Annotated in this window: 15 protein-coding genes, 4 tRNA genes and 5 rRNA genes (1 of these 24 running past the window's edge); 8 read left to right on the forward strand and 16 right to left on the reverse strand. The window is 39.0% G+C overall.

The genetic code is table 11. The features are described from left to right. The 9 genes from BST92_RS03310 to BST92_RS03350 form a co-directional block, all read right to left on the reverse strand. A 23S ribosomal RNA gene (locus BST92_RS03310) occupies positions 1-114 on the reverse strand; it reaches 2701 nt to the left of the window's first position. 153 nt (positions 115-267) lie between these two features. After that, positions 268-341: transfer RNA gene (locus BST92_RS03315), tRNA-Ala, on the reverse strand. Between the two features lie 108 nt (positions 342-449). Continuing rightward, a tRNA-Ile gene (locus BST92_RS03320) sits at positions 450-523 on the reverse strand. A 147-nt stretch (positions 524-670) separates the two neighbouring features. After that, a 16S ribosomal RNA gene (locus BST92_RS03325) occupies positions 671-2195 on the reverse strand. 730 nt (positions 2196-2925) lie between these two features. Further along, positions 2926-3035 (reverse strand): 5S ribosomal RNA (gene rrf / locus BST92_RS03330). A 91-nt stretch (positions 3036-3126) separates the two neighbouring features. Next, a 23S ribosomal RNA gene (locus BST92_RS03335) occupies positions 3127-5941 on the reverse strand. A 153-nt stretch (positions 5942-6094) separates the two neighbouring features. Then, a tRNA-Ala gene (locus BST92_RS03340) sits at positions 6095-6168 on the reverse strand. A 108-nt stretch (positions 6169-6276) separates the two neighbouring features. Beyond that, positions 6277-6350: transfer RNA gene (locus tag BST92_RS03345), tRNA-Ile, on the reverse strand. Positions 6351-6497: 147 nt separating this feature from the next. Then, positions 6498-8022 (reverse strand): 16S ribosomal RNA (locus BST92_RS03350). The 16S, 23S and 5S rRNA genes sit together here with 4 tRNA genes alongside, the layout of an rRNA operon. Before the next feature lie 515 nt (positions 8023-8537). On the opposite strand from BST92_RS03350, the gene BST92_RS03355 reads away from it, so the two are divergent. Next, entirely contained in the window at positions 8538-9041 is a 504-nt protein-coding gene (locus tag BST92_RS03355) for a GTP-binding protein (RefSeq protein WP_105070176.1), read from the forward strand. Here the strand turns inward: BST92_RS03355 and BST92_RS03360 are convergent. The 3 genes from BST92_RS03360 to BST92_RS03370 all read right to left on the reverse strand — a co-directional run bounded on the left by BST92_RS03360 (position 9025) and on the right by BST92_RS03370 (position 12031). Continuing rightward, a complete protein-coding gene (locus BST92_RS03360; protein WP_105070177.1) occupies positions 9025-9741 on the reverse strand; it encodes a pirin family protein in 717 nt (238 codons plus the stop codon). The genes BST92_RS03355 and BST92_RS03360 overlap by 17 nt on opposite strands. Before the next feature lie 98 nt (positions 9742-9839). Then, the gene (locus tag BST92_RS03365) at positions 9840-11327 is read right to left on the reverse strand and encodes a sensor histidine kinase (protein WP_105070178.1); all 1488 of its coding nucleotides are present in this window, start codon (positions 11325-11327) and stop codon (positions 9840-9842) included. 2 nt (positions 11328-11329) lie between these two features. Further along, on the reverse strand, positions 11330-12031 hold the full coding sequence (locus BST92_RS03370) for a response regulator transcription factor (protein WP_211292428.1): 702 nt from the start codon (positions 12029-12031) through the stop codon (positions 11330-11332). 126 nt (positions 12032-12157) lie between these two features. Here BST92_RS03370 and BST92_RS03375 point away from each other — a divergent pair, with 126 nt between their 5' ends. Next, positions 12158-13057 carry an anti-sigma factor domain-containing protein gene (locus tag BST92_RS03375; RefSeq protein WP_105070180.1) on the forward strand — a complete coding sequence of 300 codons (900 nt, stop codon included), beginning with the start codon at positions 12158-12160 and terminating at the stop codon, positions 13055-13057. Between the two features lie 138 nt (positions 13058-13195). Here the strand turns inward: BST92_RS03375 and BST92_RS03380 are convergent, their stop codons facing one another. The 4 genes from BST92_RS03380 to BST92_RS03395 form a co-directional block, all read right to left on the reverse strand. Continuing rightward, a complete protein-coding gene (locus BST92_RS03380) occupies positions 13196-15880 on the reverse strand; it encodes a carboxypeptidase-like regulatory domain-containing protein (protein ID WP_105070181.1) in 2685 nt (894 codons plus the stop codon). Beyond that, positions 15880-16581 (reverse strand): GLPGLI family protein, encoded by a 702-nt coding sequence (locus tag BST92_RS03385; RefSeq protein ID WP_105070182.1) that lies wholly within the window; start codon positions 16579-16581, stop codon positions 15880-15882. Before BST92_RS03385 ends, BST92_RS03380 begins: the two co-directional genes overlap by 1 nt. Before the next feature lie 6 nt (positions 16582-16587). Next, complete coding sequence (locus BST92_RS03390; protein ID WP_105070183.1) at positions 16588-16797, reverse strand: hypothetical protein; 210 nt, start codon at positions 16795-16797, stop codon at positions 16588-16590. 96 nt (positions 16798-16893) lie between these two features. Next, positions 16894-18174, reverse strand: a complete 1281-nt coding sequence (locus BST92_RS03395; protein WP_105070184.1) for a multidrug effflux MFS transporter — start codon at positions 18172-18174, stop codon at positions 16894-16896. Positions 18175-18279: 105 nt separating this feature from the next. Between BST92_RS03395 and BST92_RS03400 the strand changes: the two genes are divergently transcribed. The 6 genes from BST92_RS03400 to BST92_RS03425 all read left to right on the forward strand — a co-directional run bounded on the left by BST92_RS03400 (position 18280) and on the right by BST92_RS03425 (position 24795). Next, the gene (locus tag BST92_RS03400) at positions 18280-18948 is read left to right on the forward strand and encodes a selenophosphate synthetase (RefSeq protein ID WP_211292429.1); all 669 of its coding nucleotides are present in this window, start codon (positions 18280-18282) and stop codon (positions 18946-18948) included. Then, complete coding sequence (kynU, locus tag BST92_RS03405) at positions 18948-20210, forward strand: kynureninase (RefSeq protein WP_105070186.1); 1263 nt, start codon at positions 18948-18950, stop codon at positions 20208-20210. The genes BST92_RS03400 and kynU overlap by 1 nt, the downstream gene beginning before the upstream one ends. Before the next feature lie 115 nt (positions 20211-20325). Next, a complete protein-coding gene (locus BST92_RS03410; RefSeq protein WP_105070187.1) occupies positions 20326-21720 on the forward strand; it encodes an FAD-dependent oxidoreductase in 1395 nt (464 codons plus the stop codon). 12 nt (positions 21721-21732) lie between these two features. After that, the gene (locus tag BST92_RS03415; RefSeq protein WP_105070188.1) at positions 21733-22143 is read left to right on the forward strand and encodes a RidA family protein; all 411 of its coding nucleotides are present in this window, start codon (positions 21733-21735) and stop codon (positions 22141-22143) included. 11 nt (positions 22144-22154) lie between these two features. Further along, on the forward strand, positions 22155-23600 hold the full coding sequence (locus tag BST92_RS03420; RefSeq protein ID WP_105070189.1) for an aldehyde dehydrogenase: 1446 nt from the start codon (positions 22155-22157) through the stop codon (positions 23598-23600). Continuing rightward, the gene (locus BST92_RS03425) at positions 23590-24795 is read left to right on the forward strand and encodes a BaiN/RdsA family NAD(P)/FAD-dependent oxidoreductase (protein WP_105070190.1); all 1206 of its coding nucleotides are present in this window, start codon (positions 23590-23592) and stop codon (positions 24793-24795) included. The genes BST92_RS03420 and BST92_RS03425 overlap by 11 nt, the downstream gene beginning before the upstream one ends. Positions 24796-24917: the final 122 nt, after the last annotated feature.

The raw sequence follows: 24917 nt of genomic DNA on the forward strand, positions 1-24917 counted from the left end.
AAATCTGCGGATCAAATTGTATGTGCCAATCCCCACAGCTTATCGCAGCTTATCACGTCCTTCATCGCCTCTGAGAGCCTAGGCATTCCCCATACGCCCTTAATTTGCTTATGGTATTCTTATTTATCTTGCAACGATACAAAATAAAAGCCTTGCTTTTAATATTCAATATTTACTATAATAAATACAACTTAATGTACCTATTCGTTTCTCGTTTAATCTTTTCAATATGTCAATGAACGTTATAAGTCTTACAACTTATTATTGTGGAGAATATCGGAGTCGAACCGATGACCTCCTGCGTGCAAGGCAGGCGCTCTAGCCAGCTGAGCTAATCCCCCATTATAAAATTCAGAATGTTGCATTCAGAATTAGCAATGTTGAATAACCAACCTCTAGAATTTCCTTTAAATATTTTAATGAACTATCACATAGTAAACTATGCATTGTAGTCTCAGGCAGACTCGAACTGCCGACCTCTACATTATCAGTGTAGCGCTCTAACCAGCTGAGCTATGAGACTGTTTAATTAAACAGACATAACCATCTAATCAAAAGTCTTTTCGACTTAATATATCAAGATTGACAACTTTTAAACATAAATAAACACGCTAACTAAATAGCTTAACCACATAAATCTATTGTTGTTCCATTATTTCAGGAACTCCAGAAAGGAGGTGTTCCAGCCGCACCTTCCGGTACGGCTACCTTGTTACGACTTAGCCCCAGTTACCGGTTTTACCCTAGGCAGCTCCTTGCGGTCACCGACTTCAGGTACCCCCAGCTTCCATGGCTTGACGGGCGGTGTGTACAAGGCCCGGGAACGTATTCACCGCATCATGGCTGATATGCGATTACTAGCGATTCCAGCTTCACGTAGTCGAGTTGCAGACTACGATCCGAACTGTGATAGGGTTTATAGATTCGCTCCCACTCGCGTGGTGGCTGCTCTCTGTCCCTACCATTGTAGCACGTGTGTGGCCCAGGACGTAAGGGCCGTGATGATTTGACGTCATCCCCACCTTCCTCACGGTTTGCACCGGCAGTCTCGCTAGAGTCCCCGACTTGACTCGCTGGCAACTAGCAATAGGGGTTGCGCTCGTTATAGGACTTAACCTGACACCTCACGGCACGAGCTGACGACAACCATGCAGCACCTTGTAATATGTCCGAAGAAAAATCTGTTTCCAAATCTATCATACTACATTTAAGCCCTGGTAAGGTTCCTCGCGTATCATCGAATTAAACCACATGCTCCACCGCTTGTGCGGGCCCCGTCAATTCCTTTGAGTTTCATTCTTGCGAACGTACTCCCCAGGTGGGTTACTTATCACTTTCGCTTGGCCACTCAGACGTCAATTCGTCCAAACAGCTAGTAACCATCGTTTACGGCGTGGACTACCAGGGTATCTAATCCTGTTCGCTACCCACGCTTTCGTCCATCAGCGTCAATATATTGTTAGTGATCTGCCTTCGCAATCGGTATTCTATGTAATATCTAAGCATTTCACCGCTACACTACATATTCTAACCACTTCACAATAATTCAAGACTAACAGTATCAATGGCAGTGCCGGAGTTGAGCCCCTGCATTTCACCACTGACTTATTAGCCCGCCTACGGACCCTTTAAACCCAATGATTCCGGATAACGCTTGCACCCTCCGTATTACCGCGGCTGCTGGCACGGAGTTAGCCGGTGCTTATTCTTACGGTACCGTCAGCTATCCTCACGAGGATAGGTTTCTTCCCGTATAAAAGTAGTTTACAACCCATAGGGCCGTCTTCCTACACGCGGCATGGCTGGATCAGGCTTGCGCCCATTGTCCAATATTCCTCACTGCTGCCTCCCGTAGGAGTCTGGTCCGTGTCTCAGTACCAGTGTGGGGGATCTCCCTCTCAGGACCCCTACCTATCGTAGCCATGGGGAGCCTTTACCTCTCCATCTAGCTAATAGGACGCATACTCATCTATCACCGTAACCTTTAATTATAAAATCATGCGATCTCATAATACTATGAGGTATTAATCCAAATTTCTTCGGGCTATCCCTCAGTGATAGGTAGATTGTATACGCGTTACGCACCCGTGCGCCGGTCGTCAGCAAAGAGCAAGCTCTCTCTGTTACCCCTCGACTTGCATGTGTTAGGCCTGCCGCTAGCGTTCATCCTGAGCCAGGATCAAACTCTTCATCGTAGAATCTTTTTAAAGATCATTTATTGATCTATATAATTAATACTACTTAATTAGCGTAATTGTGTTTATCTATATTAAATCTTACCAGAAAATATTATCAAAATATCTTCTTATTATTTATTTTGTGCTGTCAATCAAAATCTCAATGAACTACTTCAAATTATAAAATCAAAACTTTGCCAATCCTCTCCCGATTCTCGTACTAGTATTTTAACCTTCTCTGAAGAACTAACGCTCTACTTCTGACATCATGTCTGCTGCAAAGCGGGTGCAAATATACTCACGTTTTTCTCTATCAACCAAACTTTTTAACTAAATAAATTAAAATAATTTATAACACACATACAAACAACTAATTACAAATCATCCTATCCGAATTATTCTAACTCATATAACTTTATCAGGTAACGATATCGCAAATACATCAGAATACTTGAAACACTTAAATTAATTCAAAAAAAATAATCACCGAATATCCATTATTTAATGGCTAGAAATTAAGTATATATTTTTAAAAATGTCTAATTACATTTACTTGTAATTAGACATTTTTTTTTAACAGGATCCTCTTTTTAACTAAAAGGATTTATTATAAATCTTAAGCCTTTTAGATTACATCATCGAGTAAAAATGGAAATCTGAAAATAACTCATCTAAATTAGCGAGATAGATAAAATCAAAAAATTAAACATAAAAAAAGTCCCTACTAATTACTTAGTAAGGACTTAAAAGAAGGCGGCGACATACTCTCCCACAATAAAGCAGTACCATCTGCGCTAATGGGCTTAACTTCTCTGTTCGGAATGGTAAGAGGTGAGCCCCATCGCTATAACCACCTTAATGGTTCAGCTGAAACAATCAACTGTAAAAGTTGACATATTGAAATTTAAAACGATAATAATAAACATGATATAAAAAGCTAAAGGGTAGAATACCTAAGCTTACGGGTAATTAGTATCACTCGGCTATGACATTACTGCCTTTACACCTATGACCTATCAACGTGGTAGTCTCCCACGACCCTTTAAAGAAATCTCATCTTGTGATGGGTTTCGCGCTTATATGCTTTCAGCGCTTATCCCTTCCCGACGTAGCTACCCAGCAGTGCTCCTGGCGGAACAACTGGTACACCAGCGGTCAGTCCAACTCGGTCCTCTCGTACTAAAGTCAGATTCACTCAAATTTCTTGCGCCCACTACAGATAGAGACCGAACTGTCTCACGACGTTCTGAACCCAGCTCGCGTGCCACTTTAATGGGCGAACAGCCCAACCCTTGGGACCTTCTCCAGCCCCAGGATGTGACGAGCCGACATCGAGGTGCCAAACCCCCCGTCGATGTGAGCTCTTGGGGGAGATCAGCCTGTTATCCCCGGCGTACCTTTTATCCTTTGAGCGATGGCCCTTCCATACGGAACCACCGGATCACTATGCTCTTGTTTCCAACCTGGTCGACTTGTAAGTCTCTCAGTCAAGCACCCTTATGCCATTACACTCTACGCACGGTTACCAAGCGTGCTGAGGGTACCTTTAGAAGCCTCCGTTACTCTTTTGGAGGCGACCACCCCAGTCAAACTACCCACCAAGCAATGTCCCCCGTTAGGGGTTAGGTCTCAAATAAGCAAAGGGTGGTATTTCAACAATGACTCCACAACGCCTGGCGACGCCACTTCATAGTCTCCCACCTATCCTACACATTACTTATCCAAGATCAATACTAAGCTATAGTAAAGGTGCACGGGGTCTTTTCGTCCCGTAGCGGGTAATCGGCATCTTCACCGATACTACAATTTCACCGAGCTCATGGCTGAGACAGTATCCAAATCGTTACACCATTCGTGCAGGTCGGAACTTACCCGACAAGGAATTTCGCTACCTTAGGACCGTTATAGTTACGGCCGCCGTTTACCGGGGCTTCAATTCAGATCTTCGCCGAAGCTAAACCCTCCTCTTAACCTTCCGGCACCGGGCAGGTGTCAGGCCCTATACATCATCTTTCGATTTAGCAGAGCCCTGTGTTTTTGATAAACAGTCGCTTGGATCTTTTCACTGCGCCCCACATTGCTGCAGGGGACCTTTCTCCCGAAGTTACAGGTCAATTTTGCCTAGTTCCTTAGCCATGAATCTCTCGAGCACCTTAGAATTCTCATCCCAACCACCTGTGTCGGTTTGCGGTACGGGCTGCTTCACTTGCTTTTCTTGGAAGTTGCTCCTCTGGATTATCCATGCAGCCGTAGCTTTATGGTACTATCCTAACCTTAAAAGTTAGTTCAACGTACTATTCCGTCAGTACGCACCAGATTTACACCTCCGTCACTTTTTGCGTGAGCAGGTACAGGAATATTAACCTGTTGTCCATCCACTTCCCCCTTCGGGTACGCGTTAGGACCCGACTAACCCTCAGCTGATTAGCATAGCTGAGGAAACCTTGGTCTTTCGGTGAGGGAGTTTCTCGCTCCCTTTATCGTTACTTATGCCTACATTTTCGTTTCTATACGCTCCAGAAAACTTCACAATTCTCCTTCAACGCCCATAGAATGCTCCCCTACCACTCCGTAGAGTCCATAGCTTCGGTAATATGTTTATGCCCGATTATTATCCATGCCGTACCGCTCGACTAGTGAGCTGTTACGCACTCTTTAAATGAATGGCTGCTTCCAAGCCAACATCCTAGCTGTCAATGCAGTACAACCTCGTTTATTCAACTTAACATATATTTGGGGACCTTAGCTGATGGTCCGGGTTCTTTCCCTTTCGGACATGGACCTTAGCACCCATGCCCTCACTGCTGATCATCATTTTATAGCATTCGGAGTTTGTCAGGAATTGGTAGGCGGTGAAGCCCCCGCATCCAATCAGTAGCTCTACCTCTATAAAACTAAATCAACGCTGCACCTAAATGCATTTCGGGGAGTACGAGCTATTTCCGAGTTTGATTGGCCTTTCACCCCTACCCACAGGTCATCCGAAGACTTTTCAACGTCAACCGGTTCGGGCCTCCACTGTGTGTTACCACAGCTTCACCCTGCCCATGGGTAGATCACACGGTTTCGCGTCTACCACTGCTAACTATACGCCCTATTCAGACTCGCTTTCGCTACGGCTACGTACCTGAAGTACTTAACCTTGCTAACAACGGTAACTCGTAGGCTCATTATGCAAAAGGCACGCCGTCACCCCAAAGGGCTCCGACCGCTTGTAAGCGTATGGTTTCAGGATCTATTTCACTCCCTTATTCAGGGTTCTTTTCACCTTTCCCTCACGGTACTGGTTCACTATCGGTCTCTCAGGAGTATTTAGCCTTAGCGGATGGTCCCGCTTGATTCATACAGGGTTTCACGTGCCCCGCACTACTCAGGATACCACTATCAATAACACTCTTTACCTATACAGGGCTATCACCTTCTATGGCTCCTTTTTCCAAAGGATTCTAATTCATTATGCATCAAATAGCGTGGTCCTACAACCCCAATTAGGCCGTAACCTAATTGGTTTGGGCTATTCCGCGTTCGCTCGCCACTACTAGCGGAATCACTTTTGTTTTCTCTTCCTCCGGCTACTTAGATGTTTCAGTTCACCGGGTTTGCTTCTTTACAGATGACATATCTTCAATATGCCGGGTTGCCCCATTCGGAAATCTGCGGATCAAATTGTATGTGCCAATCCCCACAGCTTATCGCAGCTTATCACGTCCTTCATCGCCTCTGAGAGCCTAGGCATTCCCCATACGCCCTTAATTTGCTTATGGTATTCTTATTTATCTTGCAACGATACAAAATAAAAGCCTTGCTTTTAATATTCAATATTTACTATAATAAATACAACTTAATGTACCTATTCGTTTCTCGTTTAATCTTTTCAATATGTCAATGAACGTTATAAGTCTTACAACTTATTATTGTGGAGAATATCGGAGTCGAACCGATGACCTCCTGCGTGCAAGGCAGGCGCTCTAGCCAGCTGAGCTAATCCCCCATTATAAAATTCAGAATGTTGCATTCAGAATTAGCAATGTTGAATAACCAACCTCTAGAATTTCCTTTAAATATTTTAATGAACTATCACATAGTAAACTATGCATTGTAGTCTCAGGCAGACTCGAACTGCCGACCTCTACATTATCAGTGTAGCGCTCTAACCAGCTGAGCTATGAGACTGTTTAATTAAACAGACATAACCATCTAATCAAAAGTCTTTTCGACTTAATATATCAAGATTGACAACTTTTAAACATAAATAAACACGCTAACTAAATAGCTTAACCACATAAATCTATTGTTGTTCCATTATTTCAGGAACTCCAGAAAGGAGGTGTTCCAGCCGCACCTTCCGGTACGGCTACCTTGTTACGACTTAGCCCCAGTTACCGGTTTTACCCTAGGCAGCTCCTTGCGGTCACCGACTTCAGGTACCCCCAGCTTCCATGGCTTGACGGGCGGTGTGTACAAGGCCCGGGAACGTATTCACCGCATCATGGCTGATATGCGATTACTAGCGATTCCAGCTTCACGTAGTCGAGTTGCAGACTACGATCCGAACTGTGATAGGGTTTATAGATTCGCTCCCACTCGCGTGGTGGCTGCTCTCTGTCCCTACCATTGTAGCACGTGTGTGGCCCAGGACGTAAGGGCCGTGATGATTTGACGTCATCCCCACCTTCCTCACGGTTTGCACCGGCAGTCTCGCTAGAGTCCCCGACTTGACTCGCTGGCAACTAGCAATAGGGGTTGCGCTCGTTATAGGACTTAACCTGACACCTCACGGCACGAGCTGACGACAACCATGCAGCACCTTGTAATATGTCCGAAGAAAAATCTGTTTCCAAATCTATCATACTACATTTAAGCCCTGGTAAGGTTCCTCGCGTATCATCGAATTAAACCACATGCTCCACCGCTTGTGCGGGCCCCGTCAATTCCTTTGAGTTTCATTCTTGCGAACGTACTCCCCAGGTGGGTTACTTATCACTTTCGCTTGGCCACTCAGACGTCAATTCGTCCAAACAGCTAGTAACCATCGTTTACGGCGTGGACTACCAGGGTATCTAATCCTGTTCGCTACCCACGCTTTCGTCCATCAGCGTCAATATATTGTTAGTGATCTGCCTTCGCAATCGGTATTCTATGTAATATCTAAGCATTTCACCGCTACACTACATATTCTAACCACTTCACAATAATTCAAGACTAACAGTATCAATGGCAGTGCCGGAGTTGAGCCCCTGCATTTCACCACTGACTTATTAGCCCGCCTACGGACCCTTTAAACCCAATGATTCCGGATAACGCTTGCACCCTCCGTATTACCGCGGCTGCTGGCACGGAGTTAGCCGGTGCTTATTCTTACGGTACCGTCAGCTATCCTCACGAGGATAGGTTTCTTCCCGTATAAAAGTAGTTTACAACCCATAGGGCCGTCTTCCTACACGCGGCATGGCTGGATCAGGCTTGCGCCCATTGTCCAATATTCCTCACTGCTGCCTCCCGTAGGAGTCTGGTCCGTGTCTCAGTACCAGTGTGGGGGATCTCCCTCTCAGGACCCCTACCTATCGTAGCCATGGGGAGCCTTTACCTCTCCATCTAGCTAATAGGACGCATACTCATCTATCACCGTAACCTTTAATTATAAAATCATGCGATCTCATAATACTATGAGGTATTAATCCAAATTTCTTCGGGCTATCCCTCAGTGATAGGTAGATTGTATACGCGTTACGCACCCGTGCGCCGGTCGTCAGCAAAGAGCAAGCTCTCTCTGTTACCCCTCGACTTGCATGTGTTAGGCCTGCCGCTAGCGTTCATCCTGAGCCAGGATCAAACTCTTCATCGTAGAATCTTTTTAAAGATCATTTATTGATCTATATAATTAATACTACTTAATTAGCGTAATTGTGTTTATCTATATTAAATCTTACCAGAAAATATTATCAAAATATCTTCTTATTATTTATTTTGTGCTGTCAATCAAAATCTCAATGAACTACTTCAAATTATAAAATCAAAACTTTGCCAATCCTCTCCCGATTCTCGTACTAGTATTTTAACCTTCTCTGAAGAACTAACGCTCTACTTCTGACATCATGTCTGCTGCAAAGCGGGTGCAAATATACTCACGTTTTTCTCTATCAACCAAACTTTTTAACTAAATAAATTAAAATAATTTATAACACACATACAAACAACTAATTACAAATCATCCTATCCGAATTATTCTAACTCATATAACTTTAGAATCAATTAGCAGCAGTATTTATTTAATTTAAAACCTCTTTATCTAAAATTGGTTAGTAGTTCATCTATAAAAATAAGTAAAAGCCTTAATAACCTTAAATAGAAAATAAAATTATGCAACTAAACAATACTATGATATTAAGACCTCGGTTTACAGTATCTTTAAATTGTGATATATCTATAGTAAATAACCAATTTAAAAAAGCAAAACTCAATAGAAGAGACTACAAGGTTTATTTTAGTGATCGGCATATCTTTATTAGATTTTCAAAATTACATCAACATTTTTGGTCGCCACAATTACATTTAGAATTACAAGAAAACGATATGACAACAGAAATACGCAGCCTATATGGACCTAACCCTATTGTATGGACTATGTTTATGTTTTTAAATTTTGTAATAGCAATACTATTCTTAGGCACTATAATTTGGGGATATGCTATGATAACAACGCACAGAGACGTAAATCCAGCTATCGTATCAGCCTTAGTGTTAATCCTTATATGGTTATCCTTTTATTTTGCTGGTCGATTTGGAAAGAAAAAGGCTAACAAACAAATGTATCAACTCAAAGCATTTTTCAATTCTATTATTGAATCTATTGAAAAGACATAGGCACCTCTATAAATAAAATTTCTGCATCTAGAATTGAAAGAACAGAAAAGGACTCAAAATCCTCCATAGCAACGGCATCTCTAGCCGTTAGGATTTCATTATTAATGACAACTTCACCACTAACCACCATTACAAAAACTCCATTCCCTTTCATATTAACGCTGTATTTGACTTCTTTATCTTTATAGAGATTACTCATAAACATCCACGCATTTTGATGAATCCAAACTCCATCATCATCAGGAATTGGCGATAATATTTGTTGCAACCTGTTGACTCTATCTTCTAGGTTTAATTTAAGCTCATCGTACCTAGGAACTACATTTTGCTTATTTGGAAAAATCCAAATTTGAAATAACTTCAATTCCTCATCTTGTGAAGCATTATATTCAGAGTGCGTGACACCTATTCCAGCGCTCATTACTTGAACTTCTCCTGCTGCAATTTGCGCCTTATTCCCCATACTATCTTCATGCTCTAATTTACCACTTAATGGAATAGTTATGATTTCCATATTATTATGAGGATGTTTTGGAAATCCGGCTCCGCCAGCAATACGATCATCATTCAATACACGTAGCGCACCAAAATTAATTTTATCAGGATTATACCAACTAGCAAAACTAAAACTATGTTTTGCTTCTAACCATCCGTGGTTAGCATATCCTCTATCTTCAGCTCTATGCACCGTTGCTTTCATATCTATTTTTTCACCTTAAAATAAACAATACTTGTACCAACAAATATATTGAAGACAATTTGTCATTTTTATCTCGCTTTCGCGAAAGCGAGATAATTTTAAGCTACCGGAAGATTAAATTTAAAGCTGCTACCTGAATTTTGCTTACTCATAACAGTAATAGTGGACTGATGTAAATCAAGAATTTTTTTCACGATAGCTAGCCCTAATCCTGCACCATTTTTAGCAAAACTTTCACTAGACTGTTTAAAACGTTCAAAGATGCTAGATTGCATCTCGGGTGCTATACCTATTCCTGAATCGTTAACTTTAACAAAGCATTGCTCACCAGACTTTTCTAACTCCACTTTTATGGAACCATTATCCGGTGTGAATTTTAAGGCATTATCAATTAAGTTTTGTAAAGCACGCTCAATGAGACTAATATCTGCATAGACTAATATATTTTCATTGTTTTTCACCGCGATACTAAGGTCTATATTCTTCTTTTTAGCCAGGATATCATATTTAGAAACTAAATCCAGACACAAATCCGTTATTGAAAATTGCTCCATTAAAGGTTCTATTTGCTTTGCTTCTAGTTTAGAATACTCAAATAATTGTTCGACCAAATTAGTAAGCTTGTCACTGTTAGAGCTTATCACATTTAAGTATTTATTTTTCTCCTGTTCTGTTAAGCTGCTCGATTTTTCTTGTAAAGTGTCAGCATATCCTTTTAATACGGCAAGTGGAGTTCTTAAATCATGGGAAACATTTGCAATTAACTGCCTGCGCAATTCATCAACTGATTTTATTTCTTCTAGGTTAGCGTTTATCGTATCTGCCATATCATTAAAAGTATGGGCAAAAACAGCAACATCGGTTTTTTCTGGATCTTCTATTCTCGCATTAAGATCTCCTTCCTTAAACCTACGAGCTACTTGAGTAATCGTTCGTAAGTTTTTTGTGATAAACCAGATCAAGACAAAACCTATCAATAGAGTAAAAAATGTAGTCAATGCAATTGCTCCTAGACCAAAACTCTTTATGTACTTATTAAATATATTACTACTAGCAAGCTGATATGCTTCTCCTGAGAGTATTATATATATGTATCCATTTCTGCCGTTATTTTCAAAAGGAGCCACAGAAAAAATCTTACGCTCTGATCGATCCCTTGGATCATCACCTAAACAAAAACCCTTATAATCAGATTCAATAAAATCAGTTATCGGTTTAGTGTCCACGTATAGAGCTGGCTCCTTTGGACTATGTTCTAAAACAACCGAATGTAAAACTTCACCATCGATGCCCAATAAATAAACTTCAATACTGCGATTTACCGCCATCATATCATGCATTAAATCTCCAAACACCGCTTTATTTACAGTACCATCTTCCATAAATGGTGAGGCGTCTGCAAATTTCTCGTCAATTAAGTGCTGCGCTAGTGGTGCATTTATCTCTTGTTGAGTTGCGAGATGATGTTGATTAGAAAAATAGGTAGTCACTAATATATAACAGGCCGCCATCCCTAAAATCAATAGAGATAAGGCAAGCCACAGTTTAAAAACTAGTTTAGGTGTTAATGTAGATTGCTTATTCATAGTTATATATCTTCATTAAAACGGTAACCTATTCCCCAAGTCGTCAATATATAAATAGGATTTCCCATGTCAGGTTCGATTTTAGCACGCAACCTATTGATGTGTGAGTTTACAGTATGCTCATATCCAGAAAAATTATAACCCCAAATAACATCCAGCAGTTCTGACCTACTGTAACTACGGCCTGGATAATTTGCCAGTAATACTAGTAGGTCAAACTCTTTAGGTGAAAGATCTATCTTCTTCCCTTCTATAGTTACTCTACGCATTTCAATATTAACTTTCAAATCTCCAAAATCTAACTCTGTAGATTTTGAGTCACCCGTCTGCTGGTTTGCAGCATCACTTCTTCTCATTACTGCTTTAGCTCTTGCTTTCAATTCACGTATAGAAAATGGCTTAGTGATATAATCATCTGCACCTATCTCTAGCCCTAGTACCTTATCAATTTCTTCTGTTTTAGCGGTAACCATTATAATAGGTGTATTCTTAGTTTTACGTAGCTCACGACACACTTCTACACCATTAAGTTTAGGTATCGATAAATCTAGCAAGATTAAATCATAATCTTTATGCTGTGCTTTTTCTAATGCACTTAATCCGTCATTTACACTTTCGACCTCAGCATTGAGGTCTTTCATATGTATCTCTAGTAGGTCCACAATCTCTAGATCGTCTTCTACAATTAATATTTGATTTGCCATAAGATAAAAGTCCATAAAGTATATCACAAAACAATCACACCATTGCGATAAAAGTTGACAATTATGTGACGCTATTGGGATATGATAGTCATTAGTTTGTAGTGTAAAATAATCAAACATAAAATAATGAAAAAGTATTTAGCACTATTAGCAGCAGCTACGCTAACATTTACTAGCTGTAGCAACGATGACGATAACACCGGTAATATAGCCACAAAAAATTTAACTCTCGATTTACAAGGTCTAGAAGATCTAGGATCAGGATTTGCTTATGAAGGATGGGTAATGGTAAATGGCTCTCCTGTTACCACAGGTGTTTTCACCGTTGACGCAACAGGTAATTTAAGTCAGACCTCATTTGCGGTAGACGCAGCAACATTAGATGCGGCAACCGCTTTTATCTTAACTATTGAGCCTAGTCCAGATCCAGACCCAGCACCGGCAGACTCAAAATACATCGCGGGAGAATTCAATAATAATACTGCTAGTCTATCAACAAATTTTGGACCAGCACCAGGTGATTTCAGTATGGCCAGCGGTAGTTTCTTTTTAAGAACTCCTACAGATGAGCCAGCAGGAACAGCAAATAATGGAAACGATACTAGCGGTGTGTGGTTTGGATTACCAGGCATGCCACCAACGGCAGATTTTAATCTACCTACACTACCAGCGGGATGGGTATATGAAGGTTGGGTCGTGGGCGATGCTGGAGCACTTTCTACAGGTACGTTTACAGACTTCTCATCAACAGACTCTGGTAATGGATTTTCAGGGACTCAAAACAATGCAGGACCACCAGTACCAGGAGAAGACTTTTTCAACAACCTTCCTATGGGTGAATCATTACCATTTAGTGTAGTCGGCCGTAATGTAGTAATTACTGTAGAGCCTGTACCAGATAATTCTCCAGCACCTTTTACATTAAAGCCACTTGCAGCAATTGCTGGACCAGATACTGCTCCTAACTCACAATCTTTCAATAATAATGTTACCGTTTCATTCCCTACAGGAAACGTAACTAAATAAAGAAATATGAAGATAACTTTGGTTGGTTAGTTTGAAGTACCTCACAAATCTTAAGATTCTGTGGGGTATTTCTTTTTAAGACGCATTTTCCCTTTTTAAACTTACGTATGGATGTTTTAAATACGCTTTTGCGAAAAACTAAAAATTATATATAGTTTTAAAAACAAACCTAAATGGAACAATGAAAGTATCATTTTGACTTACAATAATATCCGAAAAACTGGAATCGCTTTTAGAAGCTGTATCAATTAAATTCATAGCATTTAAATCAAATGACCAAGAAGACTTTGCAGGTCTATAATTAATATTGAAATCTAGGAGACCAAAGCTTCTTGAATCCTTCCTATCGAGATTCTTAAAGTAAGTTTGATTATAATTAAAACTGGCAATTAACAATTCATTGAAATCATGTTTTAGCCCAATATCAAAAGATGTATTTCTGAACCTATTATCGTTAAAGCCTTGATACCAATTAAAATTTTGGTTGAACGATAATTCAAAATTTACAAATTTCTTATAGTTAGATATTGCTTTAATATCATACCTAAATCTTTTTAAATTAACATCAATAAGATCACCATTCAAAATATTATTAGAGCTTGAAATTTGATAACTAGGCTTTAAAACAAATCTCCACTTATTTACTAAATGAGTTGAATTCATACTGAAAGACGTGTTTTGATTAGGCGCATCTAAAAGAGTGTATCTTAATATCTGATCTACAGAATTCAAATCTCTAAACGTTGTAACAGCTCTGCTTCTATAACTATAATTCAATGAACTATTAAATAAATGTTTTGAAGCTCTTGTACCACTTGAATACCTTAAACTCAAACTATGCAAGTACTGATCAGAAATCATATTATCTCCAGCAACTACAGTATTATAGTTAGTCAATCTAAATCGATTAGCTAGTAAAGTACTGGATGGCACATAAACTTTAGTTGAATAATCAAATGAAATCTTGCGATTTTTGGACAGAGATAATTTATAGTTTACCTGAGGTAATATTCTAAAAGGGTTTTGCTCTAAACTTGCTTCACTGAAATTTGCAGAACTATAGATATATTGATTAACCATGAAGCCAAATCGTATAGAATGATAATCATTCTTAAAGAAAAAATCTGAACCTACTCCATAAGTAGTAGAGTTAAAATCTAAATCATTATTAAATCCATTATTTTGAAAAGAAGTAAAAACTGAATTTATCAACTCGCCATCTATAGTTTGATAATTTTCTCTTTCAAATGAAATAATGGCTTTTGGATTCAATTGAAAACCTCTTTTAAAATTCCAGAAATAATCAAAATTTGAGCTTAATGATGTTCTTTGCCTTTTTGTACTTTGATTCAAAAATAAATTGGTGGCATCACCTTGATAGTCTATCAAATCTGAGAACACTGGTTCATTAAAATTCCATTCCACTATGTTTTCATTTTTACTATTTGAAAACTTATTTTCCCACTGAACAAAAGATTTTTTATTCCATTGTGCATTATGATTTGCTTCTATCTCTATATCATAATTATTAATATCAGACACACTGTTAGTAAATCGGCTATTACCAGTATTACTATTTGAGTTTAAATTTGAAGTTGCATCAGAAAAAGATGTTTTAAACAAACCACTAAAATCCCAGTAATTACTTGTCGTTTTACGGTACTGCCATTTTACTTTGGTAAGACCGAGCAAAGCAGAAACATCACTCGTATTCTCTAAGGATTCTTCAAGTTGTTGAAATGGGTAAATTCTTTCAGATAGAGAAGAAAAATAGGAGTCATCGTTTAACCAAATGCTGTAAGCAGAAACAGTAGATCTAGGACTTACTTCACTAACTGCATTAATAGCTCCTACAATATTGCTATTTTCTTTAAAATCATCTCTATTCAAATAATTTGCAATGCTGGAATTTAATAAACTAAAATATTTCTCTGCATCATTAAGTAACAATGAGTTTCCTCCTTCAAAATCTACATAATCTTGAGCTGTAAATACTCTTTGTCCATCATTACTAGCTCCACTGATTACATTTAGACCCAATTTTTTAGAATAATAGAATAAATTTCCATGAGCATTATAAGCTTCATAGCCTGCACCTATACCTAAATCCCCAAATATAAAATTTTGCTTATCTGCTTTTAACTTGATATTCAATGCGACTTGCTCAGATTCATTAAGATCTTTCATAAAAGGGATAGGATTATAATTTTGAACAATCTCTATCTCATCGATAACATCTGACGGAATATTATTAACACCCAACTTTTCATCTCCGGAAAAGAAAACCTTACCATCTACCATTAAAACAGTTACATCTTTACCATCAACCATTACATTACCTCTAGCATCAACCTCAACTCCTGGTAGCTTTTCTAATATATCTCTTGCTTTACGTTCTTCTCCAGTTAAAAAATACTCCACACGATATGAGGTTGTATCTCCTTTTTGTAAGATAGGTGCTCTTGCATTTATCAAGATACTATCTAAAGATTCGGTGCTGTTTTTAAGTATGTACTTTCTAAATTCACCTTTTTCTAAATTCAAAGTATCAGTAATAGTTGTATAACCAATAGATCTAATTGACAATTGATAGTCAATAGATTGCTTCAACATTATATCATATAACCCATCTAAATCACCTGTTGTGTATTTAAAATCTTTTACATCTATTCCTTTTGCAACTATTGTGGCGCTAGCAACTGGATTACCTAGACTATCTAATACTACACCATTAAGTTTTACATTACTTTGACCATTAGACAAAAATACCAGCAAAAATGCTGGTAAAATAATAATATATTTATGATGGAAACCTATATTCATTACCTTCCACGATTTCGCTTTTCATTTAATCGATTCCTCGCTTCCAATTCAGATTCAGAAAATGAAATTTCGTTAAGCTCAGGTATCTTAATATCACATTCATTTAAAACCTTAACACCTGTTGCTGTAAATTCCCATTGCCCGTCATTATAATATAAAATTAAACCCGGTAAGTCGGTTGCATCTCTCAGCCCAGATTTTATTGGAACATCAGGAGTGAACCATACCTCTAAAGTTTTGTCTGATACATTAGAATCTTTAAAAACTAAATTTTTAGTTGCCTTAAAGCATTTATATCCTGCTATTATCTTTTCATTAGGTTCAATATTCCAAGCTTCATTATTATAATCAGCGATTACAAGTTTCATTTGCTTACGATCAACATTTCCCGCAACAGAATCATTTGTTATCCAGCTAGATCTTTCAATTTGAACTCTAGCTAGTATATTTGAAATCTCTGAATCTTTCGAATTAGGATGAATCGAGAAGTAAGACTGATTTTCACATGCATACAAAATGCCATCACTGTTATTAATTATCTCAATGAAAGGTTCTACAGTTCTTTGATATATTGCCTTTTGCCTCGGGCTTTCAAATTCTGGATTTTTATCAAAAATAAAATTTACAGAATATTGCACCTGTATCTGGCAAAACATTAAAAAAGGAACTAGAGTTAGTATGAAAGTTAAAATCAGTCTCATTTAATCTTAATTTGAATTTACAATAACCGGATCTAATACACCAATCCCTTCTTCTTCCGCACATCCATAATATGCATCATCCCAAATAGCATCATTCGTTGCGTCACTAAAATTAAAACTTTCAAAAGCTGCGACAGTAGCATTTGCTAGAGCAAAACAGTCAGTAAAACTCATTAACCCCAAAGACAAGGCACCAACTAAAAATAATTTTCTCATAATAATAAAGTTAAATGATTAATATGAGTACGAAGTAAAGTAAAGTAAAGTAAAGTAAAACTCCTAATTTTATTGAAGAAATATCCTATATACTTTTTAACTATTCTCTCTCTTTAAACTCACGTAGGGATGTTTTAAATACGCTTTCGCGAAAGCGTAACCACGAGCATATTTTATCCTAAAGGTTTCTATCGCAGTATATCCCAGCAATGCACATCCTGCAAGCATTAAGGCTAGCGGCAATAATGAAACGGTTACATAACTAGACACAAACCAGCTCGCAAAGGAACCAAAAATCATACTCACCGCACCAACAAAAGCACTAGCACTACCAGCTCTTACCGTAAATGGTTGTAAGGCAAGCGCTGTAACGTTAGGATTTTGAAACCCGATAAATGTCATCATTAAAAATAATAAAGGATACACTACCCAGAATTGGGGTTCAAAGAAGCTAACATGCCCTACTAAAAGTAACGTAGTCACGACTAGCAAAATACTGACTGTATAAGTGATTTGAAAAGTCGTAAAACGTCTCAATAAGAATCGATTAATTTGGCTACCTGCAATAAGCCCAGCAGCATTACTACCGAAGATGATCGCAAAATCACTTTGTGCCATGTCAAAAAAGTCCAAGAAAATAAATGGTGCCGCCGCCACATAACCCAGTAAAGCACCTATCACAAAACCTCGAGCAGTTGAAAATAAGAAAAAGGCTTTGTCTTTATAAATAGTCCAGTATTCTCTCAATACCGGAACTGGATGCAAACTAGTCGCAAGGTTAGGCTTAGAACTTTCAGGAAGAATAAAAACCACGTTAAACAACATTAAGGCTGCAAAACCTGCTAGTCCATAAAATATCATATCCCAGTGATAATGTTCTATAATAAAACCACCAATGGTAGGTGCTATAATAGGTGCAATTCCCATGATAAGCATTAAGGTACTCAACACCTCAGCAACTTTATCATCATCAAATAAATCTCTTACAATTGCTTTACTGGCTACCATACCTGCACAAGCTCCTAAAGCTGTAAAAAAGCGCAAGGTTGCTAGTGAAGAAACATCCCATGCATAAGCACTTAAAACACTAGTTGTGATATATAAAATTAAACCAGCAATAAGTGGTCTACGTCTACCATACCGATCCATCAATGGACCATAGGCAAGTTGCCCTAACCCTATCCCAATAAAATAAGTCGTTAAAGTGAAACCTATAGCACTAGTATCCACCTTAAAGTCTCCAGCAATTTGTTTAAAAGCAGGTAAATAGGCATCTATAGAAAATGGTCCTATGGCTATCAGCGTTCCTAACACTAATATGACACTGGTTTTCCTTCCTTTACTTACGTTTTCTTTATCTACTTGTTTAACTTTCACCTTGCAAAATTACTTTTTTGAGAACGCCTAAAGCATACAATTAGGAAAGGTTTACGATTTTATAACCACTAGATAAATTGTACTTTTAAGCCAAAGTTGAAAATGATGAAAAAGACGATTACCCTTCTATTAATAACTATCGCAATCTACAGTTGTAAAAACGCTGAAAATAAGGAAGAAAAAAAGGCCCTTTCTAATACAGAACAAGTCGCTCAAGCAGCAGGATTTGATAATTGGGACGCTATTAAAGAAGTGAAGTTCACCTTTTCAGTTGGTAAAATGGGACGTAATTTATATGACCGTAACTGGACGTGGAATCGCCAAACAGGTGACGTAACTCTTATCGCATCACCAGACACCGTACATTATAATCGCCGTCAACCTATGGATTCTATACAAACCAGTGCAGACCGAGCTTTTGTTAATGACATTTACTGGCTATTACCAGAATTTAAATTCATCACAGATAGTGGTACAAAAATCGTTGAAAAGAGCAACGCTGTCGCGCCTATTTCAAAAGACACACTAGATATGTTTACCATTGTGTATAGCAATGATGGTGGTTACACACCTGGTGACGCATATGATGTTTATTATGATAAAAAGCATAACTTGAGAGAATGGGTTTATAGACAGCAAAATGATACAGCAATAGGAATGATGACCACATTTGAAAAATTTGATACCATTAACGGTATAAAAGTAGCAACAGACCACCGCACGCCAGACCGCATGACACGCATATATTTAACTAACATAGAATTCAATAAGTAATGGAGTTCAAGACTACTAGAAACTACGCTTTACAATTAGATCAAGAAGATTCTTTATCTCGCTTTCGCGAAAGCTTCCATATACCAAAACATACCGACGGAACAGACTCCATATATTTATGTGGGAATTCGTTAGGCTTACAACCACGACAGACCAAAGATTTCTTAAATCAAGAACTTGACGATTGGGCAAAACTAGGTGTAGAAGGTCACTTTCATGCAGAGAATCCGTGGATGCCTTATCACGAGTTTCTTACAGAGACGACCGCAGAAATTGTGGGTGCAAAACCGCACGAAGTGGTGATTATGAATACGCTTACCACTAATCTTCATCTAATGATGGTTAGTTTTTACCAGCCTAAAGGCAAGCGTACTAAAATCATCATTGAGGCAGATGCCTTTCCTAGTGATCGTTATGCCGTTGCATCTCAAGTGCAATTTCACGGGCATGATGATAAAGAGAACATAATCGAGTGGTCACCTAGAACTGGCGAACACACACCTAGAATAGAAGATCTAGAAACCATTTTAAAAGAACAAGGCGACACTGTAGCATTGATCATGGTAGGTGCAGTCAACTATTATACTGGACAGTTTTTTGACTTAAAAAAAATCACAAAACTAGGTCATGCGGCTGGAGCTATGGTAGGTTTTGACTGTGCTCACGGTGCTGGAAATGTAGATTTACAATTACATGACTCTGGAGCAGACTTTGCCGTGTGGTGCACCTATAAGTATATGAATTCAGGACCTGGTAGTTTAGGCGGTTGTTTTGTACATGAACGTCATGCTAGTAATAATGATTTACCACGATTTACAGGTTGGTGGGGACACAATAAAGAGACACGTTTTAAAATGCGTGACGACTTTGAACCTATGCACGGTGCCGAAGGCTGGCAACTATCCAATCCACCTATACTAAGCATGGTAGCCATAAGAGCAAGTCTTGATTTATTTGCTCAGGCAGGTTTTGAGAACTTGCGAAAGAAGTCCATTCAGCTAACTAACTATTTAGAGTATCTCCTAAGTGAATTAGATGGTGATCGTATTTCTATCATCACACCTAGCAACCCAAAAGATCGCGGTTGTCAATTATCCCTAGCCGTAAAAAATGCTGATAAGTCCTTATTTGACACCATCACCGCAAAAGGAGTCATTGCCGACTGGCGTGAACCAGACGTAATACGTATAGCACCGGTTCCTTTATATAACAATTATGAAGACTGCTGGAGATTTGTGGATGTATTGAAGTCAGAGTTATAATAATAAGTTAGATGAAATCGCACTTCGACAAGCTCAGTGTGACACAAGTATTTGAAAATTAATATGTCAGTCTGAGCTTGTCGAAGACGATGTTCCAATAAATGAAACTTTCTTGATGAAAACAACTAACAAAAAAACAAATATCCTCATCACTGGCGCTGGGCTGTGCGGTTCACTTCTTGGACTGCGACTGGCACAACGAGGCTACCATGTAGATATACTTGAAAAACGACCAGACATGCGCAAGAACATTGTGGATGGTGGACGTTCCATTAACCTTGCACTATCTGATCGTGGACTGGCTGGTTTAAAACTGGTAGGCCTGGAAGAAAAAGTACGCGAGCTCTGTATTCCTATGAATGGAAGATTGATTCACGATGTAGAAGGAAATACTTTTGCATCTAACTATAGTGGTCGTGATGGAGAATATATCAATTCGATTTCCCGAGAAGAATTGAACAAATTATTACTCGACGAAGCGGATAAATACGAAGATGTTCAAATAGACTTTAATGACGCCGTGACTGCGGTAGACTTAAAAAACGCATCAGTTACATATCACGATTCTGAAACAGATACGGAGAAAGAATGGAAAGCAGATATCGTCCTAGGAACAGACGGCGCAGGATCGGTAGTACGCAAAGCGATGATGAAGCAGCGTGACTATCTATTCTCGCACAGCATGAACTGGTTGCCGCACGGTTATAAAGAACTAAGCATTCCGCCTACGGATGATGGAAAATGGCGCATTGAGAAAAACTTCTTACATATTTGGCCACGTGGTGGTTTTATGTTGATTGCCTTGCCTAATCTCGATGGGAGTTTTACGCTTACGTTATTCATGCAATACGACGGCGATGGACCAGCTTTCAACAAGATCAAAACCGATCAAGAAATAACCGACTTCTTCACGACTTATTTTAAAGATGTGATGGAACACATTCCAGATTTGATAGAGCAATACCATACAAATCCAGCTCCGCCATTAGGAACAGTGCGTTGTTCACCATGGACGGCTTATGGAACTAGTTTGATTATGGGTGATTCCGCTCACGCCATTGTACCTTTTTATGGTCAAGGAATGAATGCGAGTTTTGAAGACGTAGTCGTTTTTGACGAGATGTTAGACCAACACGAGAATTGGTCAGATGCCTTCACCGCATTCTCCACAAACAGAAAACCAGATGCCGATGCTATTGCAGATCTTGCTTTAGACAATTTTGTAGAAATGCGAGATAGCGTGGCAAATCCTAACTTCCAGTTGAAAAGGCAAATCGAGATGCGTTTAGAAGCAGCTTTCGCGAAAGCGGAATACCAATCTAAATATTCTCTAGTAACATTCCCGAAAGAAGGAATAAGCTATCGAGAAGCCATGCTACGCGGACGAGCGCAGGACAAAGCGATTTTATGGTTACTCGAGAATGACCAGATTAAAGTAGACGACGATTTAAACGATTTATTAAAAACCATCCAGCAAAAAACCGAAGAGGTATTGTGGTTGAGAAACTAAAAAGTAACAACAATGGCAGTATTAAAAGATAAAGCAAAACCAAGAGGAAAATATCCACACATCAAGCGCGTGGGCGATTTCTTATTAGTTTCAGGAACCAGCAGCCGTAGAGCAGACAATACTTTTGCAGGTGTAGAAGTGGACGAGATGGGAACAACCAATCTAGATATAAAAGCACAAACCGCAGCGGTTCTAGAAAACATAGATTCCATACTTCAAACGGAGGGAGCTTCTATAAAAGATGTCGTAGATGTCACTACTTTCTTAGTAAATATGAACGACTTTGGCGGTTATAATGAAACCTACGGTAAGTACTTTGACTTTGATGGACCTACTAGAACAACGGTTGCCGTGCATCAATTACCTCATCCTCATTTATTAATTGAGATTAAGGCGATGGCTTATTCTCCAATTAAGAAGTAAAACATCTCAAAATGGACCTAAAAAACTTCATCAATAACAATGAGCACATTCCGCTAAGTGGATTGTGGCTCGATAATTATGAACCATCAAGCGGTCTCGTTTATGGGCAAATTCCTAATTCTAATGAAGATGATATTGAAAAAGCCTATCAAGCGGCAAACGCTGCTTTTAAAGGTTGGTCCACTACTAGTATTGATGAACGTTCTAGAATCATGTTGCGCATTGCAGACCTGATTGAAGAAAATCTAGAAGAACTTGCCGCGGCAGAATCTCGTGATAACGGGAAACCATTATGGCTGGCACGAGCAGTTGACATTCCGCGCGCGTCCTCTAACTTCCGTTTTTATGGAAACGCAATTACTCAATATTCAAGCGATGCTCATGAAAGCGTAGGCAAAAACACGATGAATTTTACGATGCGTAAACCTATAGGCGTTGTAGGATGCATCTCTCCATGGAATTTGCCCTTGTATTTATTCAGCTGGAAAATTGCTCCGGCGATTGCAGCAGGAAATTGCGTCGTGGCAAAACCTAGCGAAGTCACTCCAGCGACCGCTTTCTTACTTGGAGATATCGTTAAAAAAGCAGGATTACCGGCTGGTGTGTTGAATATAGTACATGGTCTTGGCGGCAGTTGTGGTCAGGCTATTGTATCACATCCAGGCATTAAGGCTATAAGTTTTACTGGTGGAACCACGACTGGTGAGCACATCGCTAGAACGGCTGCTCCTATGTTTAAAAAACTATCCCTAGAACTAGGCGGCAAGAATCCTAACATCATTTTTGCCGACTGTGATTATGATAAAATGCTCACCACTACCCTACGATCTTCCTTTGCAAATCAAGGACAGATTTGCCTTTGTGGAAGTCGTATTTTTGTCGAGCAATCCATTTACGATAAATTTAAAACTGACTTTGTCGCTCGTGTACAACAGCTCAAAGTTGGCCATCCAGATGCTGCCGACTCTAAACTAGGTGCTGTGGTTAGTGCTGCTCATAGAGATAAGATTTTGGATTATATCGCTTTCGCGAAAGCGAATCCCGAAGAATACTCCATTCTAACTGGAGGAAACTCATTACTCATAGAAGGTCACGAAGGTGGCTATTATCTAGAACCTACGGTCATAGAAGTCCAGTCCAATGATTGCAAATTGAACCAAGAAGAGATTTTTGGGCCAGTGGTTACCATCATGCCGTTCAAAGATGAAGCGCATGCACTAGAACTCGCAAACGGCACTCGTTATGGATTGAGTGCTACTTTATGGACCAGCGACCTCAGCCGTACCATGAGGTTGAGCAATGAAATAGAAGCAGGAATAGTTTGGGTAAATACCTGGTTGAATCGTGATTTACGCACACCTTTTGGTGGTGTAAAAGACAGCGGTGTAGGCCGTGAAGGCGGATTTGAAGCTTTAAATTTCTTTACAGAACCTAAGAATATTTGTATTGAATACTAACTACCACACCATCATCATAGGCGGCGGCGCGGCTGGATTTTTTACGGCTATTAACTTAGCCGATCGATTACCAAATATAAAAATAGCCATTCTTGAACGCGGGAAAGACGTGCTTCAAAAAGTACGTATTTCTGGTGGTGGCCGCTGTAATGTCACTCATGCCGAGTTTATCCCTAAAGAATTATCGTTAAACTATCCGCGTGGTGAGAAAGAATTATTAGGTCCGTTTCATAGTTTTATGACTGGCGATACAATTGCTTGGTTTGAAGAACGTGGCGTGTCGTTAAAAATTGAAGAAGATGGACGTATGTTTCCTACCACAGATTCTTCGCAGACCATTATCAATTGTTTTCTTGAGCTCTCACAAAAATTCAACATAGAAATTTTAACCAGCCATAATGTTACCTCTATTCATAAAGAAGACAACTGGTTAGTACATACTAAAGAAAAACAATTCACTTGTAAAAATCTAGTAGTCACTGCCGGTAGTAGTCCTAAGGTTTGGGAGATGATGCGAGGCTTAGGTCACTCCATAGTGAGAGCGGTTCCTTCTTTATTTACCTTTAATATAGTAGACAAAAAAATTACAGAGCTTGCAGGAATTGCTCTTGAGGCAACTGTAGAAATCCCACAATTAAAATTAGAATCTCAAGGTCCTTTATTGATAACGCATTGGGGCTTTTCTGGTCCAGCGATTTTAAAAATGAGCGCTTGGGGCGCACGAGAATTAAATGGATCAGATTATAAGTTTGATGTAGTTATAAATTGGCTCAATTATATTTCTACTCAAGAATGTTTTGAAACCTTAGTAGCTCAGCGTTCTAGTAAAAGGCAAGTCGGAAACGAGTGGTTATTTGATCTACCTAAAAGGCTTTGGAAGTTTTTAGTGGCAAGTATCAACCTCACAGAAAAAAACTGGGCAGATTGTTCAAACAATGATTTACAAAACTTGGCTACTGTTCTAACTGCTAGCACATTTTCTATTAATGGTAAAAGCACTTTTAAAGAAGAGTTTGTCACCGCTGGTGGTGTGGATTTAAAAGAAATCAACTTTAAAACTTTTGCTTCTAAAAAACAAGAAAACCTTTATCTCGCTGGTGAGGTTCTCAACATAGATGCCATCACTGGTGGTTTTAATTTCCAAAATGCTTGGACTGGCGGCTGGATGATTGCGCAGTCGATTTCAATTGATTGATAGACTATAAACTTTGTTATTTTTTTGAACTAGACCTAGAAAATTTTAGCATTATAGTTCTAATACTAGCTATCACGTTACCGAAACCGATTGCGCAATCTTATTCACAAATCATCATTTTA

This window comes from Nonlabens arenilitoris (assembly GCF_002954765.1).
In the GTDB taxonomy this organism is placed as follows: domain Bacteria; phylum Bacteroidota; class Bacteroidia; order Flavobacteriales; family Flavobacteriaceae; genus Nonlabens; species Nonlabens arenilitoris.

Excerpts from the sequence above, each read along its gene's own strand:
- BST92_RS03355 (WP_105070176.1), top strand. The coding sequence starts at position 8,538 with ATGCAACTAAACAATACTATGATATTAAGACCTCGGTTTACAGTATCT.
- BST92_RS03360 (WP_105070177.1), bottom strand. The coding sequence starts at position 9,741 with ATGAAAGCAACGGTGCATAGAGCTGAAGATAGAGGATATGCTAACCAC.
- BST92_RS03365 (WP_105070178.1), bottom strand. The coding sequence starts at position 11,327 with ATGAATAAGCAATCTACATTAACACCTAAACTAGTTTTTAAACTGTGG.
- BST92_RS03370 (WP_211292428.1), bottom strand. The coding sequence starts at position 12,031 with ATGGCAAATCAAATATTAATTGTAGAAGACGATCTAGAGATTGTGGAC.
- BST92_RS03375 (WP_105070180.1), top strand. The coding sequence starts at position 12,158 with ATGAAAAAGTATTTAGCACTATTAGCAGCAGCTACGCTAACATTTACT.
- BST92_RS03380 (WP_105070181.1), bottom strand. The coding sequence starts at position 15,880 with ATGAATATAGGTTTCCATCATAAATATATTATTATTTTACCAGCATTT.
- BST92_RS03385 (WP_105070182.1), bottom strand. The coding sequence starts at position 16,581 with ATGAGACTGATTTTAACTTTCATACTAACTCTAGTTCCTTTTTTAATG.
- BST92_RS03390 (WP_105070183.1), bottom strand. The coding sequence starts at position 16,797 with ATGAGAAAATTATTTTTAGTTGGTGCCTTGTCTTTGGGGTTAATGAGT.
- BST92_RS03400 (WP_211292429.1), top strand. The coding sequence starts at position 18,280 with ATGAAAAAGACGATTACCCTTCTATTAATAACTATCGCAATCTACAGT.
- kynU (WP_105070186.1), top strand. The coding sequence starts at position 18,948 with ATGGAGTTCAAGACTACTAGAAACTACGCTTTACAATTAGATCAAGAA.
- BST92_RS03410 (WP_105070187.1), top strand. The coding sequence starts at position 20,326 with ATGAAAACAACTAACAAAAAAACAAATATCCTCATCACTGGCGCTGGG.
- BST92_RS03415 (WP_105070188.1), top strand. The coding sequence starts at position 21,733 with ATGGCAGTATTAAAAGATAAAGCAAAACCAAGAGGAAAATATCCACAC.
- BST92_RS03420 (WP_105070189.1), top strand. The coding sequence starts at position 22,155 with ATGGACCTAAAAAACTTCATCAATAACAATGAGCACATTCCGCTAAGT.